Here is a 15,177-nt window from a genome sequence, read left to right as displayed (position 1 = left end):
GTGCTCAACAAGGCCAACGGCACCTACAGCCTGACCGACGGCGGCAACCTGGTCGGCACCGTCGCCAAGCCGGGCTACGACCCGAACGGCTACATGCTGGGTGTGAACCACGTGTTCTAAAACCGGCGCGGCCCTGCGGGGCCAGGCTGGGAAACCGCCTGACCCTGCAGGAGCTTGCGCTCGTTGGAGCGAATGAATTCGCCCCAACGGGCAAGCCCACAGCTATGTCCCGGATACCCTGCGCCAGGGCGCACTGTATCCGTTTGTCTAATCCTTGCCCGCGCGGATGTTGGCCAGCAGGCCACCCAGCTGGGAGTCGAAGTCCAGTCCCCTGTCGAAAGCCGCCAGGGTCTGCTCGATGCCGCGGGACAGCATGGACAGCATCTGTTCTTCCTGGACGTCCGAGAGGCCGAGATACATCAGCTCCTTGGCAAAGAACTGGTTGAGCTCGTGCAGGCTGAGGCGGGTTTCCGCCTGCAGCGTCCGGTACTGCTCGCGCAGGGTGACGATGGCGTGCTCGACGCCGGCGGCGGTGTCCTGCAGCAGGCTGGTGCGGGCCCGGATCTCGGTGTCGCGCAGCAGGGCCAGCATGCTAGCCTCGCAGCCTTCGGCGATGATTGCCAGGTGATCGCGCAGGCGCCCGCAGCGCTCCTCGTCCTCGATCGGGAAGTTGTTGATGAGGATGGAGACGTGCGGGTAGTTGATGACGATCTTGCGGCGGAACTGGAAGATGCGTTCCATCTTGCGCGCCTGCTCGAACACCGATTCTTCGAGTGGCGTCGCGCTCCCTGACGGGACGAAAGTCCTGGCCCGGCCCAGGGCGCCGAGCTGCACGTGGGCATCCAGCTCGTAGTCGCGCAGGGCGGCAATCGTCAGTCGGGCCAGTTCGGCCATGTCTGTGCAGGCCAGGCCGCTGCGCAGGAACTGCAGCGCCACGCCGCTCTCGCCCAGGTTGGTGAGGAAGGACATGGCCATCTTCTGGATGGAGTCCTTTTCGGACTGCACGCGTTTGCGTTCGGCCACCAGCGTGACGAGTGCGCGGACCTTGCTCACCACTTCTTCCGGCGCCGGTGGCTTGGCGATGAAGTCGTCGCCGCCCGACTCGTAGGCCTTGAGACGTTCTTCCAGGGTGTCATGGCCGGAAAAGAAGATCACTACCGGCTGCTCCGTCGGTGACGACCACTCTTCCAGCGCATGCAGGCGGCGGCAGGTCTCGTAGCCGTCGATCCCGCTCATTTGTATGTCCAGCAGCACCACGTCGGGGCCGAAACGGATCAGGTGGTCGAGGCAGGCTTCGCCAGAGGGAAGGGTGCAGGTCTCGAATTCGTCTTCGAGCAGGCTCTCGAGCAGACCGGCGGAAATCTCGTCATCGTCGACGATCATCACCCGCGCTCGCGGCGTGCGGTCGGTCTCGAACAGGTCCTCACTCATTTTTGCGTTTCCATGGCGTTCTCCCGCGTATCCCAGGTCTCCTTGATTTCCAGGAGCTGCGGGAGGATCGCGGTAAATATCTCAATCAGGCGCGGCTCGAAATGGGTTCCCGTGTTTTCTTCGACGAACCTTATCACGCGCTCAATGGGCCAGGCATCCTTGTATGGCCGTTGCATCGTCAGGGCGTCGAAGACGTCGGCCAGCGCGACGATCCGCGCCGATTCTGGAATCGTGGTGCCGGCCAGACCGTCCGGGTAGCCGCTGCCGTCCCATTTCTCGTGGTGGCGCAGGGCCAGCTCGGCAGCCAGTTGAAAGACCGGGGCGTTGCTCTTGCTGAGGATCTCGTGGCCAATGGTGGTGTGGGTGCGCATGACAACCCATTCGTCCGCGTCGAGCTTGCCGGGTTTGCGCAGGAGGGTGCCGGGGATGCCGATCTTGCCGGTGTCGTGCATCGGGGCTGCGAGTTCCAGCAGCGCGCAGGCTTCCTCACTCCAGCCCGTGGCTGCTGCAATCGCCCTGGCGTAGGCGGCCATCCGCCAGATGTGCAGGCCGGTGTCGGTGTCGTTGAAATGCCCGGCTTCGCCCAGCATGGTGATGGCGTCCCGATAGCTCTGTTCGAGTTCGGAGGCGCGTACCAGGTTGAGCTGGTTCGCGACTCGCACCTGGACGATGGCCGGGTGGATGGGTTTGGTGATGTAGTCCACCGCTCCGACCTGGAAACCGTAGGTTTCGTCCGGAGTCTCCGACAGGCTGGTCACGAAGATGACGGGGATCGCCGCAGTGCGTGGATCGGCCTTCAGTTGGCGGCAGGTTTCGTAGCCGTCCATGCCGGGCATCTGGATGTCGAGCAGGATCAGGGCGGGGTGGTGCCGGTGTGCGGCGGCGAGCGCGTCGACGCCGCTGGTGGCGAATGCCAGGCGGTAGTTGTCCTTGAGGGCCTCGCGTATGGCGTCCAGGTTGAGGGGTTCGTCGTCGACGACGAGTATGGGTCCGATAGGCATCATCGACCTCCGTTGACTATGCCGAGCTCCCGGGCGAGCGATGCGAGCACCGTTTCGGCTCCGCGGAAATCGTAGCGTGAGACAGCATCGATCAGGGCCTTGAGTTGCTCAGCACGTACGTGAGACAGGAGCTGGGCGATGAAAGGTTCCACGTCATCCGGGTTGTCCCCCTGCAGCGCCACCCGCAGTTGCCCGAAGAGTTCCTCCAGGCCAGGGCCGGCAGGCGGCGGACTGGTGGCGGCCGGAGGGCAGGGCGGGGCGTTGACGGGGATTCGCGCAAGAGTGATGGACAGGGCGTACCTGAACTCATCGAGGGCAGCACTGCAATCCTCCTGCCGCTTGAGCTGCTCTTCGGCGGTCCTGGCAGTGTCAGCCAGCCATTCCAGCCCGACGTTGGCGGCGGCGCCCCGGATCCTGTGGATCAATGCGCCCCGATCTGCCGGACTCGCCGCATCCAGTTGCGTGGCAAAGTTGCCGAACTGGCTGGCGAACTTCTGCAGGAAGCTCAAGTGTTTTTCCTTGCTTTTCCAGATGGAGATACCGCGCTCGAACGCGATGACGGGCAGATCCTGGCCTGCTTCCCGTTCGTCGGCGTTTGCCGTCGTCGGGGCTTCAATCGTGGATGGCATGATGGATGGCGATTCGCCCGTCGGGGGCTGTGTCGTGCTGTCGGTCCCGAGCCAGCGGAGCAGGGTCCGGTAGAGGATGAGAGGTTCGACCGGCTTGGCAACGAAGTCGCTCATGCCGGCCTCTTCGCAGCGTTTGCGGTCCTCGTCGAAGGCGTTGGCGGTCATCGCGACGATGGGAACGCGCTCGAGTCCCGGGAGGGCCCGGATGCGCCGGGTGGCCTCCAGACCGTCCATGACGGGCATCTGCATGTCCATCAGGATGAGGTCGTAGGATTTGAGCTTGACCACGTCGATGGCTTCCGCCCCGTGGTTGGCGATGTCCACCGTGAGTCCGAACTCGGCGAGGATCTCCTTGGCCACATCCTGATTGAGTTCATTGTCTTCCACGAGAAGAACCTTGGCACCGGAGCGGATCGGGGCATCGTCCACGTCAGGTCCGGACGTCTGGAGCAGCATGTCCGGGCGGCCAAGGGCCAGCCGGGCAGTGAACCAGAACGTGCTGCCTGCGCCTGGTTGACTGCGTACGCCGGCGTCGCCGCCCATCAGCATGGCGAGCTTGCGCGAGATGACCAGTCCCAGTCCTGTTCCACCGTACTTGCGCGATGTCGAGGCGTCGGCCTGGCTGAAGGCCTGAAACAGACGCGACTGCTGGTCCGGTGAAATGCCGATACCTTTGTCTTCGACCTCGAACCTCACCGTAACCATCTCATCGTGCAGTTCATCCAGCCGGGCGTGGATGATGATGCTCCCGTGCTCGCTGAACTTGACCGCGTTGTTGATGAAGTTGATGAGGATCTGCCCCAGTCTGAGGGAGTCGCCGATGACGACGATGTCGTTCAGGCGCCCGTCGATATCCCTGCGCAGGTCCAGACCTTTTTCTTCAGCCTGCATGGCCAGCATGCTGTAGGCGTGATCGATGACGGCCGGGATACGGAAAGGCTGGCTCTGCAGGTGTATCTGTTCGGCCTCGATCTTCGAGAGGTCGAGAATGTCATTGATGATCGCCAGCAGGTGGCGTCCCGCGGCGACGATTTCGTCCAGCTTGGCGGCGTGCGCCGTGCCGGCGATGGGTTTCTTCAGCAATTGTGAGAAGCCGATGATCACGTTCAGTGGCGTGCGGATCTCATGGGACATGTTGGCGAGGAAGGTGCTTTTTGCCCGGTTGGCATCCTCGGCCTCCTCGACCCGCTTCTCGAGCTGCAGGTTGAGCTCCTTGATGGTGCGTGAGCGGTCCTCGACCAGGTTCTCCAGATGGTCCCGGTAGTTGGCCAGCGCGAGTTCGGCGTATTTGCGTTCGATTGCGAGGGAGGCCAGCGTGGATACGTGGCTGATCAGCTGGATGTCGTTCGGAGTGGGCAGGGACGGTGTACGGTGATAAATGGCGAAGGTGCCCAGCACGTGCTGGCCCGAATCCTTGATGGGTTCCGACCAGCATGAGGCGAGCCCGGCTTGTACCGCGATGTCCCGATATCTGGTCCAGAAGGGGTGTGACCGAATGTCCTCGACGATCACCCGCTGACCCGAATGGGCGGCTGTGCCGCATGAGCCTTCCCCCGGGGCCACGGGTAAGCCGTCGATGGCCGTCATGTAGAAACTGGGCAGGTTGGCGGCCGCGCTGTGCAGCAGCTGTCCGCCCTCGGGGCCGATGAGCAGGATGCTGCACAGGGCGGTCGGGTCGATTCTCTCGATGCCGTGCACGATGGTGTCGAGGATCTTCTCCAGTGGAGCGCCCTCGACAATGAGTTGCAGAGCGCCGCTGCGGAATTTCTCGAGCGCCTCGGCACGGTTGCGTTCGGTGAAGTCGGCCACATTGGCCAGCGCGAAATCCTGGTCGTTGTCGCGAAAGTGGCTCAGGCCGACTTCGATGGGGAACAGGCTGCCATTCTTGCGCTTGCCGTACAGGGCATCGCCCTTGCCCATCTTGCGGTTGAACGGTTGGTCAAAGTAGGCGGCAAGAAAGGATGCATGGGCGTCGCGGCTCTCGTCCGGCAACAGCCGACTGAGCGGCTGTCCGATCAGTTCCTTGTGGGCGTAGCCGAATATCCGGTCCAATTCCCTGTTGGCCATGACGATCCGGCTATTCACGTCCACCACCGCGAGACCGTTGGAGTTGGCTTCGAAGACGACCTGGAAGTTCTGTTGAGCCTGGTAAAGCAGTTGGGTGGCCCGGGCTTCTTCACGGGCGATCTGCTCGGCGTTGTGGAAGGCGTTGCGCTGGGCGTTCGAAATGACCAGCCGGCGACATCCGACAGCAAAAAGGGTCAGGAGCAGGAGGGTGCCGACGACGATTTGCGACCAGACCTCCCAGCGCAGTTGCGCCAGGCCCTCGTTCGGCAGGCGGCTGATCACTTTCCAGGTATTGCGGGTTTCGACACGGCCCTCATAGCTTTTTGACAATGCGACGGTGGACCAGGTCCAGATGTCGTCGGCGATGAGTTGCTGGCCGTTGTCCGCGGCAGTGATGGCATGCCAGGCTTCCGGGTAACGGGTGCCGAAATTGTAGGGGCGCTTCAGCAGGAAGCCCCATTCTTCCGCAGGATCGGTGCTCCGCAGCCAATAGCCGTCGGTGTTGAGCAACTGCAGCCGGGGTATGACCGGGATGAAGGGAAAACATATACATATCCCCTGTAAGTCTTTGTTTTGTATGAGTGCAAATTTCAACGTCGGATCGTTGAGTATCTGCATGACCGCGGGAAAATACCTTAGACTGACATCCGTCCGATAACGACGGTGGAGTGTCAGGTGGCATCTCTTGAGAACACGGCGTACCCCCAGTTCCTGAGCTTCTACTCCCAAGATGATTTGGAGCAGTTTTTCCCGCTCCCCGAGGATGACATTCCTTGGCTACACGCCAAAGCACGGTCAGCTTCTGCAAGACTCAGTCTGGCAGTATTGCTCAAGTGCTTTCAGCATCTTTGGCACTTCCCTCCAGAAGAGTCCATCCCGCCTGAAGTCATCAATCACATCCGCAAACAGCTGAAACTCGGTGACTCGATCGCTTTCGATTACTCAGATGGAATGAGGCTGTCTCGTCGTCGAACGGCAATTCTTGAATATCTCAAGGTGCAGTCTTTCTATGCCGGCGGTGCGAACTCGATGGCTCGGACCGAACGCCTTGCTCTCGATGCTGCTGAGCTGCTAGATCAACGATCCGACATCATCAATGCCATGATCGAGGGGTTGATCATGGTGCGATACGAACTCCCGGCCTTCTCGACGCTGGAGGATCTGGCTGAGAGAGCCCATGTCGCGGTGCAGACGCGGATTTTCGAATCGGTTTCTGGGCGCATCGGCGACGCGCACCGTGAAAACCTAAAAGCGCTCCTGCAGACGGACAAGTTCGAGCAGCGCCAAAGTGAATACAACCGGCTCAAGAAATCAGCGAAACGCCCGACCCGCAAGCACTTGGAAACACTGGTTGATCACCTGGAGTGGCTGGAGTCGATCCCTGGGTTGGAGAGGGTCTTCGAGGGAATCCCGGACACCAAGGTGCGTTATTTTGCCGGACAGGCGATGGTCTACGATGTATCGGAACTGAAGGAGTGTGGCGAAGCCAAGCGTTACACGCTGATGGTTGCTCTGATCCACCGCATGCAGGTTCGCGCCCGAGATCAGCTGACTGAAATGTTCCTTCGCCGCGTGGCCACCATTCACAAACGCGCGAAGGAAGAGCTGGAAAGGATACAGATCGACCAGCGGGGTCAGGTCGAGCGCCTTGTCGGAACATTGGACGGTGTGTTGTCGATCCTGGCGGACGAGCCAGACAATGCTGCTGCCGGCGCCCAGATTCGAGAGTATCTTGAGCCTGCGGGAGGCATCGAACAGGTTCGAGAGCGCTGTGCTCAGATACAGGCCAGCAGCGGCAATAATTATCTGCCGTTGATCTGGAAGCATTTCCGGCCTCACCGCTCGTTGCTCTTCAGGCTCGCACATCTTCTTGATATTCGTCCGACCAGCCAGGATCGAACATTGATCGACGCGCTTGAAGTCATCAAGCTGTATCAGGACAAGCATCGCATCGACTGGATTGGAGACAGCGTAGACCTCTCGTTCGCCGCGGAACGCTGGCGCAAGCTTCTGCGCACCGGCGATACTGCTGGCATCCATGCAGGAATCAGCCGTCGTCACCTGGAAATCTGCGTGTTCTCACACCTGGCAGAGGATCTGCGCGCGGGGGATCTCAGCATCGCCGGTTCGGAGGAATTCGCGGATTACCGTGATCAGTTGATTCCCTGGGAAGAGTGCCAGGCACTCCTTCCCGCCTACTGCGAGAAAATCGGACTTCCGCTCAAGTCGGATGACTTTGTGAAGGGACTACGCGACGCACTCAGCAAGACTGCACAGACGTTGGACGAGAGGTTTCCCGAGTGCCATGGTGACGTGATTCTGAATGCCTTCGGAGAGCCGGTGCTGCGTAAGACGACTGCCCGCGAAATCCCGCAATCCGCGGTGGCACTGCAGAATGCGCTGACGGAACGCATGCCCTCACGGCACATCCTTGACGTGCTGGGAAACATCGAGCAATGGGTGGGATTCACCCGACATTTCGGCCCGCTTTCCGGCAACATGGCCAAGATCAAGCAGCCTGCCGAACGCTATCTGCTGACCATCTTTGCCATGGGTTGCAACCTGGGTCCTAGTCAGGCCGCGAGGCATCTAAGCAACAACGGCATCACGCCGCACATGCTCTCGTTCGTTAATCGCCGCCACTTGTCGATCGAGAGCCTCGAAGCCGCTCAGCGCGAACTCAACGAGGTCTATCTTCGGCTGGATCTGCCCAAGATCTGGGGGGACGGCAAGACCGTTGCCGCCGACGGTACGCAATACGACTTCTTCGACGAGAATCTGCTGGCCGGATACCATTTTCGGTATCGCAAGATGGGCGCTGTGGCTTACCGCCACGTTGCCAACAACTACATCGCGGTGTTCCGGCACTTCATCGCTCCCGGTGTCTGGGAGGCCATTTACGTCATCGAAGGGTTGCTCAAGGCGGGCCTGTCTGTCGAATCCGATACGGTGCATTCCGACACTCAGGGGCAGTCTTCGACGGTTTTCGCCTTTACCCATCTTCTGGGCATCAAGCTGATGCCCAGAATCCGGAACTGGAAGAATTTGACGCTCTACCGACCTGAAAAGGCCGCGAAATACGAACACATCAACCGCCTGTTCTCCGGTGTGGTGAACTGGGAGTTGATCGAGCGCCACTGGAAAGACCTGATGCAGGTTGCGCTTTCCATCTACGCGGGCCGGATCTCTTCCGCCACGCTGCTCCGTAAGCTGGGCTCCAGCAGTCGCAAGAACCGTCTTTTCTTCGCTGCTCAAGAGTTGGGGAATGTCGTTCGGACCATGTTCCTGTTGGAGTGGATCGGCAACCGGGAGATGCGCCAGGAGATCACGGCCAACACCAACAAGGTCGAGTCCTATAACGGCTTTGCAAAATGGGTCTCATTCGGTGGAGACGTCATCGCCGTCAATGAGCCGGACGAGCAGCAGAAGCGGTTGCGCTACAACGATCTCGTGGCTTCAGCCCTGATTCTCCATAACACTGTTGACATGATCCGGACGCTTCAACGCATGAAGCGGGAGGGATGGATGATTTCGGACGAGGAAGTGTCCTTCCTGAGTCCCTACCAGGTGGCGCACGTGAAGCGTTTCGGGGTTTACAGCCTCAAACTCAATCGCAAGCCCGAAGCCTGGATTGGCGACACCACGTTCAAAGAGGCTGCGGCCTCCGTCCAATATGCGCGGCAGGCAAAAACCAAGGCTGAATCAAAATGAAAATACCGCCTCCGAACTTTTTAACAACGCCGTACGGCGACGTGAACGCGGCCAAACTGGTTGATCTGCAAGACGGCTATGACACAACTGAGTTGCTGAGGCAGGTTGAACACCTGGAGCCGATCATGCGGCGCCTCAAACAGAGCAATGGGATTCGAGACGACATCCTGCGCCTTCACCGTATGGCCCACACGGTGATCAACGGTGCTCCGCTTAGTGAGCCCTATAAGGAGGATTTGTGGGAGGCGGCAGCTGCGCTGGTAGAAGAGCTTCAGTCGGTGGCCAGGGCGTGCTGCGACATTGCAGACGCGATTCAGCCCCTCGCGGATCTTGAACCCCACTTAGAGGATTGATCGGCATGGGTCTTCACCTACCGGCGCATGATGCTTCCGCGAGACTCCGCCCAGTTTCTGCAGAAACCCAGGCCTGCAGCATCGAATTCAGTCTGTAGCGATGCAGTGAGGCGTCGGCCGTCACAGTAGTCGGCATCGTTGGAGCTGATGAAAAGGACTGAGGGCGCGCCGGCATTCTGGAGGTTTTCTCGGGCGATACGCAGTGCGAATTCGGTAATCACACAATCCGGCAAGCTGGATTTGCCCCGCTTCGCAGGCGCAACGCCTTTCAAGGAGCGCATGCCCGCACGTCGGACATCTTCGTCGGAGGTCGGGAGCTCTTGGGCGGCATTGATCAGGTCTCGCGCAAAGCTTACGCAATCCGCGATCCATTGGGCCGCGTCATGAGTCAAAGGGCTCGGCGTTCGGGCTAACAGAATGTCCAGTGTCTGGTGTGCATGGGAGAGATTCGACAGCGTCCGGGAAAGCTCTTGAACCGCGTCATCTTGGACCTTTGGTAGGTTCAGTTCAAACTCTTCGCGAACTAGCGAAGGGATGACGATACGGAATTCCTGAGCTTGAGCGCGTACCCGGCTGGAGACATCGACGAGTGCTCGTGAACTCTCTGGGGAGAATTCGCGTCGGACTGGCGATCGAACGATATCCAGCAGGACACAGGTATCGAGAATGAAGACCCACGGCCGACGAACGTCCTCATCGTCGGTGCTCATGCGTTCTGCTCGGCAAATTTCAAAAGGCCTCGTCCGAACTCATATTCGATGGCCAGATCACTTGCACGCTCGAAGGTCCAGCCTCCTTGCTCCATCAGCCATCGCTGCAGCATGTCCGTGTCCAGTTCGCATCGGTCTTGATGGCAGTGCAGAAGAAAAGCAAACCAGCGCTCCCTGTCCAGCGTGTGGGCCGAGCCTGTTCCATGGTTGGCCAGAATGCTGAAGCGCCGCAAGGCGTCCCCTGCCGCGGGGCTGACCCATGCCGTAAAAGGCTTCAAGTCGTCGGTGAGTTCGCATTTGAGCCCCAATGCCACAGCAGCAGGTTGTATCGCGCTTGTGGTCAGTTCAACCAGGACTGCGTTGTACTCCTGGACGGACAACTGACTTTTTTCGAGCGGGACGATGTTGACGACCTCCGCTTTCTCGCCGTCAGTCAGCATGGCGACCCCGGAAGCGGGTAACCCTCCAGAACCATCCCTCTCGAAAACAAGCAGCGATCTATCGCCGAACATGCGGGTATTTTCCTGCTCCTTGGCCTTGTCGCGTAGCCAGTGTGTGGGCAAGTGCTCCTGGATCACATCTCCCAAGCGCTCAAGGGCGGGAGAGAGGCCGCGCACCGTCAGTTCCCGAAAAACGAGGAAGGAGCCCAAATCGTTATCCATGTGAATCAATCCCAGGTGGTGTTGGTCGCAGGTTCGTGGAAGCGTGTTTCGAGTCCGCAGTGATTGTCATCCGCAAGCTGATACATCGTGTCGATCAACTCATAGATCGTTTCGTCCAGCGCATCTCTGGATACAAGGGGAATCGCCAGTTCGTACTCGGAGCCGTCCGCGTTGATACGGCGCATGTTCAAGGGTTCGAAGCAGTGCTGTTCAATGGCTTGGCGGGCCCGGTTCATGCCGCGCGCTGACTCGCTCAGACGGATCAACGTGAGTTTTACGCGGACAGTGGCAGTCTCGGACGCAAGGCGTGACTCCGCCGGCGCGGTTTTATCTTCAGCAGGCACCTCCCGCAAGATCAACCCCTTCTCGAATCGCGCCTGCAGCCCGGAATCCACTGCATCGATGTAACGCATGGCCGACTTGATGTCCTTCCAGCCGACATAGGCCATCAAGTCCTTCACGTCCCAACCGCTGGCCCGGGCCCACCCTGCAAAGCCTCGGCGCAGTGAGTGACTGCTGTAGTCTCCCGATTCCTCGATCCCCGCAGCAGCAAAGATCTCCCGCAGCAGCGGGATCAGGCTTCCCGGATGCAGTCCCGTCGGCGCGAGGTTTCCCCATCGCCCAATCTTCCGAAAGACCTCACCCTCAACGAGTCCCGCGGTTGCGATCCATGTCGAATATGCGGTCACGGGACAGAGTCTCGACAAGGCCGGACATTGGAAGCGCCGTCCCGCAAATTCCCTGTCTCCTTTGCTTCGCGGGAGATAGCAGGTCAAGCCTTCGCCCGGGACGACCTCGATGTATTCAACGCGCAGACTGGAAAGTTCGTCGGCTCTGAAACCCCGCCAGAAACCAACGAGGACAAGTGCCCGATCGCGGGTATACCGGAGGAGCGCCCGTCGATCGTCAGATTCTTGAGCAAGGGCAATCCCTCGGTTAAGCCAATCGACAATATGCTGCAGACGGTCAAGTTCGAGGGGTTTGGCCTGCTTCTCCTGACTGGGATGGAGCGCACGGATGCCCTTGAGAACCTGGCGAATCAGGGGGGCTTTGGTCGGATCAACGAAACCGTGATCGGCATGCCACCGTGCCAGCGCTGCCAAACGCTGGCGCAGCGTGCTGGACGCAAGCTTGCTGCCGTAGTCGGCCAGATAGCGGGCAACTGAGTCAGTGGTGGCCGGCAAGAAGCCTCCCCATTCGACCTCGAAGTGTCGCAAGGCCGACTCGTAGCTCAGCCGAGTGTTTTCCCGCTGGGCGGCTTCAAGATATTGGTCGAGGCGGTTCATCAAGGGCAAGGGTATGACAAATCCACTACAGGGGAAACAAGCCAAATCCCGTAAAAGGCTATGGGTGAATGAGCGGACTCGCAAGCCTGTCGGCCGCCGTTGAATGGGGCTGCCGGCAGGCTTGTGTGGATGAGCGCTCAGGGAAACATCAATTAGTCCCAGGCGAATCCTCGCCTTCATTGTCTTCATCTGAGCCGTGTGCCAAGCGATATAGCAGTGGCAGCACAAGCAGAGTAAGGATGGTCGATGAGAGGATGCCACCAATCACGACAGTGGCCAGGGGGCGCTGAACTTCCGCACCCGTTCCTGTTGCGATCGCCATCGGCACAAAACCCAGGGATGCCACCAGCGCCGTCATGAGAACGGGTCGCAGACGGGTCAAAGCCCCTTCGCGGATCGCGGGATCAAGCGCCTGGCCTTCCTCGCGCAGGCTGCGGATATAAGCAATCATCACCAGGCCATTCAGTACCGCAACGCCGCACAAGGCAATGAAGCCCACTGCCGCCGAGATGGAAAGGGGAATGTCACGTAGCCACAGGGCAATGATGCCTCCGGTCAGTGCGAACGGGATGCCCGAAAACACCAGGAGGCCATCCTTTATGTTGCCGAACATCGCAAAGAGCAACACAAAAACGAGAAGCAGCGCAACGGGCACGACGACTTGCAGGCGTGCCGTGGCGGACTGCAGGTTCTCAAAGGTGCCTCCCCACGTTGTCCAGTATCCTGCGGGTACCTTGATTTGTGAGAGACCCCGTTCGGCCTCCCCAACGAAGGAACCGATATCCCGACCTCGTACATTGGCACTCACCACGATTCGTCGTTTGCCGTTTTCCCGGCTCACCTGGTTGGGGCCGGGGGCCAGGTCCAGGGTGGCGATCTCGGCCAGTGGAATGAAATTCGCCCGGGTCTCTCCTGCGGCACCGCCGCGTGGCAATGGAATCGGGAGCCGCCTGATCGCCTCCAGATCACTCCTCAGGTTGTCGGGCAGCCGGACCTGGATGTCAAAACGACGATCGCCTTCGAAGACGGTCCCGGCTTCACGACCACCGACCGCAGTCGCCACAGCATCCTGCACATCCCCGACATTCAGCCCGTAGCGGGAACTCTTGTCCCTGTCGATTTGAACGGTCAACACTGGCAAGCCCGTGGTTTGCTCCACCTTCACTTCGGAGGCTCCATTGATTTTTTCCAGCATGGCGGCAATCTCCGTGGCCGTTCCATTCAGAACGTCCATGTCGTCGCCAAAGATCTTGATGGCCACATCACTTCGGACACCGGAGATCAACTCGTTAAAACGAAGCTGGATGGGTTGAGAGAACTCATAATTGTTTCCAGGCAAGGTGGCCACTTCGGCCTGAATGGCTTCCAGCAAGGTGTCACGCGCTCGCCTGGGCTCGGGCCAGTCCTTCTCGGGCTTGAGCATGATGTAGCCATCCGAGATGTTAGGCGGCATCGGGTCCGAAGCGATTTCGGCCGTCCCCGTCCGTGCAAAGACACGCTCGACCTCTGGGAATTTCTCTTTCAGTCGGCTCTCCAGCTGCCGCTGCATGGCTACCGACTGCGTCAGGCTGGTACCCGGGATGCGCAGGGCCTGGATGGCGAAATCACCTTCATTGAGATTCGGAATGAACTCGCTGCCCATCCGCATGGCGATCAGACCACTGAGCATCACTGTCACGAGGGCAAACGTGAGCACGACGGGCTTGGCGCTCATGGCCCACTGGAGTGCAGGTGCGTAGGCCTCCTTGGCCAAGTGCATCAGGCGGTTCTCCTTCTCGGACACCTTGTCACCGATGAAGAGAGCCACCGCGGCTGGGATGAAGGTCACCGACAGGATCATCGCGCCCAGGAGTGCAATGACGACGGTAAAGGCCATCGGATGGAACATCTTGCCCTCGACGCCGGTCAGGGCAAAGATCGGCAGGTAGACCACCATGATGATCAGTTGCCCAAAAAGCAATGCTCGACGCGACTCGCGCGAGGCTTTGAAAACCTCGTGGAAGCGCTCCGTCCGGTTCAGGGGACGGCCCAGGGATGCCCGCGCATGGGATAGCCGGCGGACACAGTTCTCGACGATCACCACGGCACCGTCGATGATGATGCCGAAATCGAGCGCCCCGAGACTCATCAGGTTGGCACTCACCTTGTTGGCCACCATGCCTGAGAACGTAAACAGCATCGCCAGAGGGATGATGCAGGCGGTGATAAGTGCGGCCCGGATGTTGCCGAGGAACAGGAACAGGATGGCGATGACGAGAATGGCGCCTTCCAGGAGGTTCTTTTTCACCGTGGCAATCGCCTTGTCCACCAGCGTGGTGCGGTCATAGACGGTGACTGCCTCCACCCCGGCAGGCAGGTTGCGGTTGATCTCCTCCATTTTCTTGGCCACGGCCTGGGAAACTGTGCGGCTATTCTGGCCGATCAGCATGAAGACGGTGCCGAGTACCACCTCACGACCATTATCGGTGGCAGCCCCAGTGCGAAGCTCCCGGCCAATGCCTACCTCGGCCACGTCACGGATGCGGATGGGGAGACCTTGGGCAGTGCCAATGATGACGTTGCGAATGTCCTCTTCGGTCTTCACCTGTCCGGGGGCACGAACCAGGTATTGCTCCCCTCGCTTTTCGATGTAGCCGGCCCCGACGTTGCCGTTGTTGCGCTCCAGCGCCGTGACGATCTCCTGGAGTGTCATGCCATAGGCCGCCAGGCGTTCCGGCAAGGGAGCGACCTGATACTCCTTGGCATAGCCGCCAATGGAATTGATTTCCGTCACGCCCGGCACATTGCGCAGTTGTGGCTTGATGATCCAATCCTGTATCTCCCGTAGGTCGATGGGGGTGTAGGGGCTGCCATCCGGTTTCCTGGCGTCTTCCTTTGCTTCCACCGTCCATAGGTAGATCTCGCCGAGCCCGGTTGATATCGGCCCCAGGGCTGGCGATATGCCGGCGGGCAGCTTGTCCCGCGCGCCCTGGATCCGTTCGTTCACCAGTTGCCGTGCGAAGTAGATGTCGGTCCCATCCTTGAAGATCACCGTCACCTGGGACAGACCGTAGCGAGACAAGGAGCGTGTCTGGACCAGGTTGGGCAGACCAGCCATCACCGTTTCAAGGGGGTAGGTCACCCGCTGCTCCGTTTCAAGCGGGGAGTAACCCGGGGCCAGGGTATTGATCTGGACCTGGACATTGGTGATGTCAGGCACGGCGTCGATGGGAAGCTTCTGGTAACTAAAGACCCCCAGCGCAGCCATCCCGAAAACCGCCAGAAGGATGAGCCAGCGCTGTTCAATGGAAAAGCGAATGATGCGTTCAAACATGATCGTTCACCTTT

Annotated in this window: 9 protein-coding genes; 2 read left to right on the top strand and 7 right to left on the bottom strand. The window is 59.9% G+C overall.

Annotated features, from left to right (window positions below):
* Positions 1 to 267: 267 nt before the first annotated feature.
* The 3 genes from B4920_RS18885 to B4920_RS18875 are packed head-to-tail and all read right to left on the bottom strand — an operon-like array spanning position 268 to position 5,638.
* On the bottom strand, positions 268 to 1,431 hold the full coding sequence (locus tag B4920_RS18885; RefSeq protein ID WP_079436233.1) for a PleD family two-component system response regulator: 1,164 nt from the start codon (positions 1,429 to 1,431) through the stop codon (positions 268 to 270).
* Complete coding sequence (locus B4920_RS18880) at positions 1,428 to 2,432, bottom strand: HD domain-containing phosphohydrolase (RefSeq protein WP_079436232.1); 1,005 nt, start codon at positions 2,430 to 2,432, stop codon at positions 1,428 to 1,430. The genes B4920_RS18885 and B4920_RS18880 overlap by 4 nt, the downstream gene beginning before the upstream one ends.
* Complete coding sequence (locus B4920_RS18875) at positions 2,432 to 5,638, bottom strand: ATP-binding protein (protein WP_161493337.1); 3,207 nt, start codon at positions 5,636 to 5,638, stop codon at positions 2,432 to 2,434. Before B4920_RS18875 ends, B4920_RS18880 begins: the two co-directional genes overlap by 1 nt.
* A gap of 165 nt (positions 5,639 to 5,803) precedes the next feature.
* On the opposite strand from B4920_RS18875, the gene B4920_RS18870 reads away from it, so the two are divergent.
* Both B4920_RS18870 and tnpC read left to right on the top strand, forming a co-directional pair.
* Complete coding sequence (locus B4920_RS18870; protein ID WP_079436230.1) at positions 5,804 to 8,839, top strand: Tn3 family transposase; 3,036 nt, start codon at positions 5,804 to 5,806, stop codon at positions 8,837 to 8,839.
* A complete protein-coding gene (gene tnpC, locus B4920_RS18865; protein ID WP_079436229.1) occupies positions 8,836 to 9,192 on the top strand; it encodes a Tn3 family transposase post-transcriptional regulator TnpC in 357 nt (118 codons plus the stop codon). The genes B4920_RS18870 and tnpC overlap by 4 nt, the downstream gene beginning before the upstream one ends.
* Before the next feature lie 17 nt (positions 9,193 to 9,209).
* Here the strand turns inward: tnpC and B4920_RS18860 are convergent, their stop codons facing one another.
* From B4920_RS18860 to B4920_RS18845, 4 genes are all read right to left on the bottom strand, one after another.
* Positions 9,210 to 9,902 carry a PIN domain-containing protein gene (locus B4920_RS18860; protein ID WP_079436228.1) on the bottom strand — a complete coding sequence of 231 codons (693 nt, stop codon included), beginning with the start codon at positions 9,900 to 9,902 and terminating at the stop codon, positions 9,210 to 9,212.
* The gene (locus B4920_RS18855; RefSeq protein ID WP_079436227.1) at positions 9,899 to 10,564 is read right to left on the bottom strand and encodes a hypothetical protein; all 666 of its coding nucleotides are present in this window, start codon (positions 10,562 to 10,564) and stop codon (positions 9,899 to 9,901) included. The genes B4920_RS18860 and B4920_RS18855 overlap by 4 nt, the downstream gene beginning before the upstream one ends.
* Before the next feature lie 5 nt (positions 10,565 to 10,569).
* Entirely contained in the window at positions 10,570 to 11,850 is a 1,281-nt protein-coding gene (locus B4920_RS18850) for a site-specific integrase (protein ID WP_079436226.1), read from the bottom strand.
* Positions 11,851 to 11,998: 148 nt separating this feature from the next.
* Positions 11,999 to 15,163 carry a CusA/CzcA family heavy metal efflux RND transporter gene (locus tag B4920_RS18845; RefSeq protein ID WP_079436225.1) on the bottom strand — a complete coding sequence of 1,055 codons (3,165 nt, stop codon included), beginning with the start codon at positions 15,161 to 15,163 and terminating at the stop codon, positions 11,999 to 12,001.
* Positions 15,164 to 15,177: the final 14 nt, after the last annotated feature.

The organism is Zoogloea sp. LCSB751 (assembly GCF_002028455.1).
Lineage (GTDB): Bacteria > Pseudomonadota > Gammaproteobacteria > Burkholderiales > Rhodocyclaceae > Zoogloea.
The sequence above is the reverse complement of the archived record's forward strand: the minus strand, read 5'-3'. Positions and strand labels throughout refer to the sequence as shown.

Excerpts from the sequence above, each read along its gene's own strand:
- B4920_RS18885 (WP_079436233.1), bottom strand. The coding sequence starts at position 1,431 with ATGAGTGAGGACCTGTTCGAGACCGACCGCACGCCGCGAGCGCGGGTG.
- B4920_RS18880 (WP_079436232.1), bottom strand. The coding sequence starts at position 2,432 with ATGCCTATCGGACCCATACTCGTCGTCGACGACGAACCCCTCAACCTG.
- tnpC (WP_079436229.1), top strand. The coding sequence starts at position 8,836 with ATGAAAATACCGCCTCCGAACTTTTTAACAACGCCGTACGGCGACGTG.
- B4920_RS18860 (WP_079436228.1), bottom strand. The coding sequence starts at position 9,902 with ATGAGCACCGACGATGAGGACGTTCGTCGGCCGTGGGTCTTCATTCTC.
- B4920_RS18855 (WP_079436227.1), bottom strand. The coding sequence starts at position 10,564 with ATGGATAACGATTTGGGCTCCTTCCTCGTTTTTCGGGAACTGACGGTG.
- B4920_RS18850 (WP_079436226.1), bottom strand. The coding sequence starts at position 11,850 with ATGAACCGCCTCGACCAATATCTTGAAGCCGCCCAGCGGGAAAACACT.
- B4920_RS18845 (WP_079436225.1), bottom strand. The coding sequence starts at position 15,163 with ATGTTTGAACGCATCATTCGCTTTTCCATTGAACAGCGCTGGCTCATC.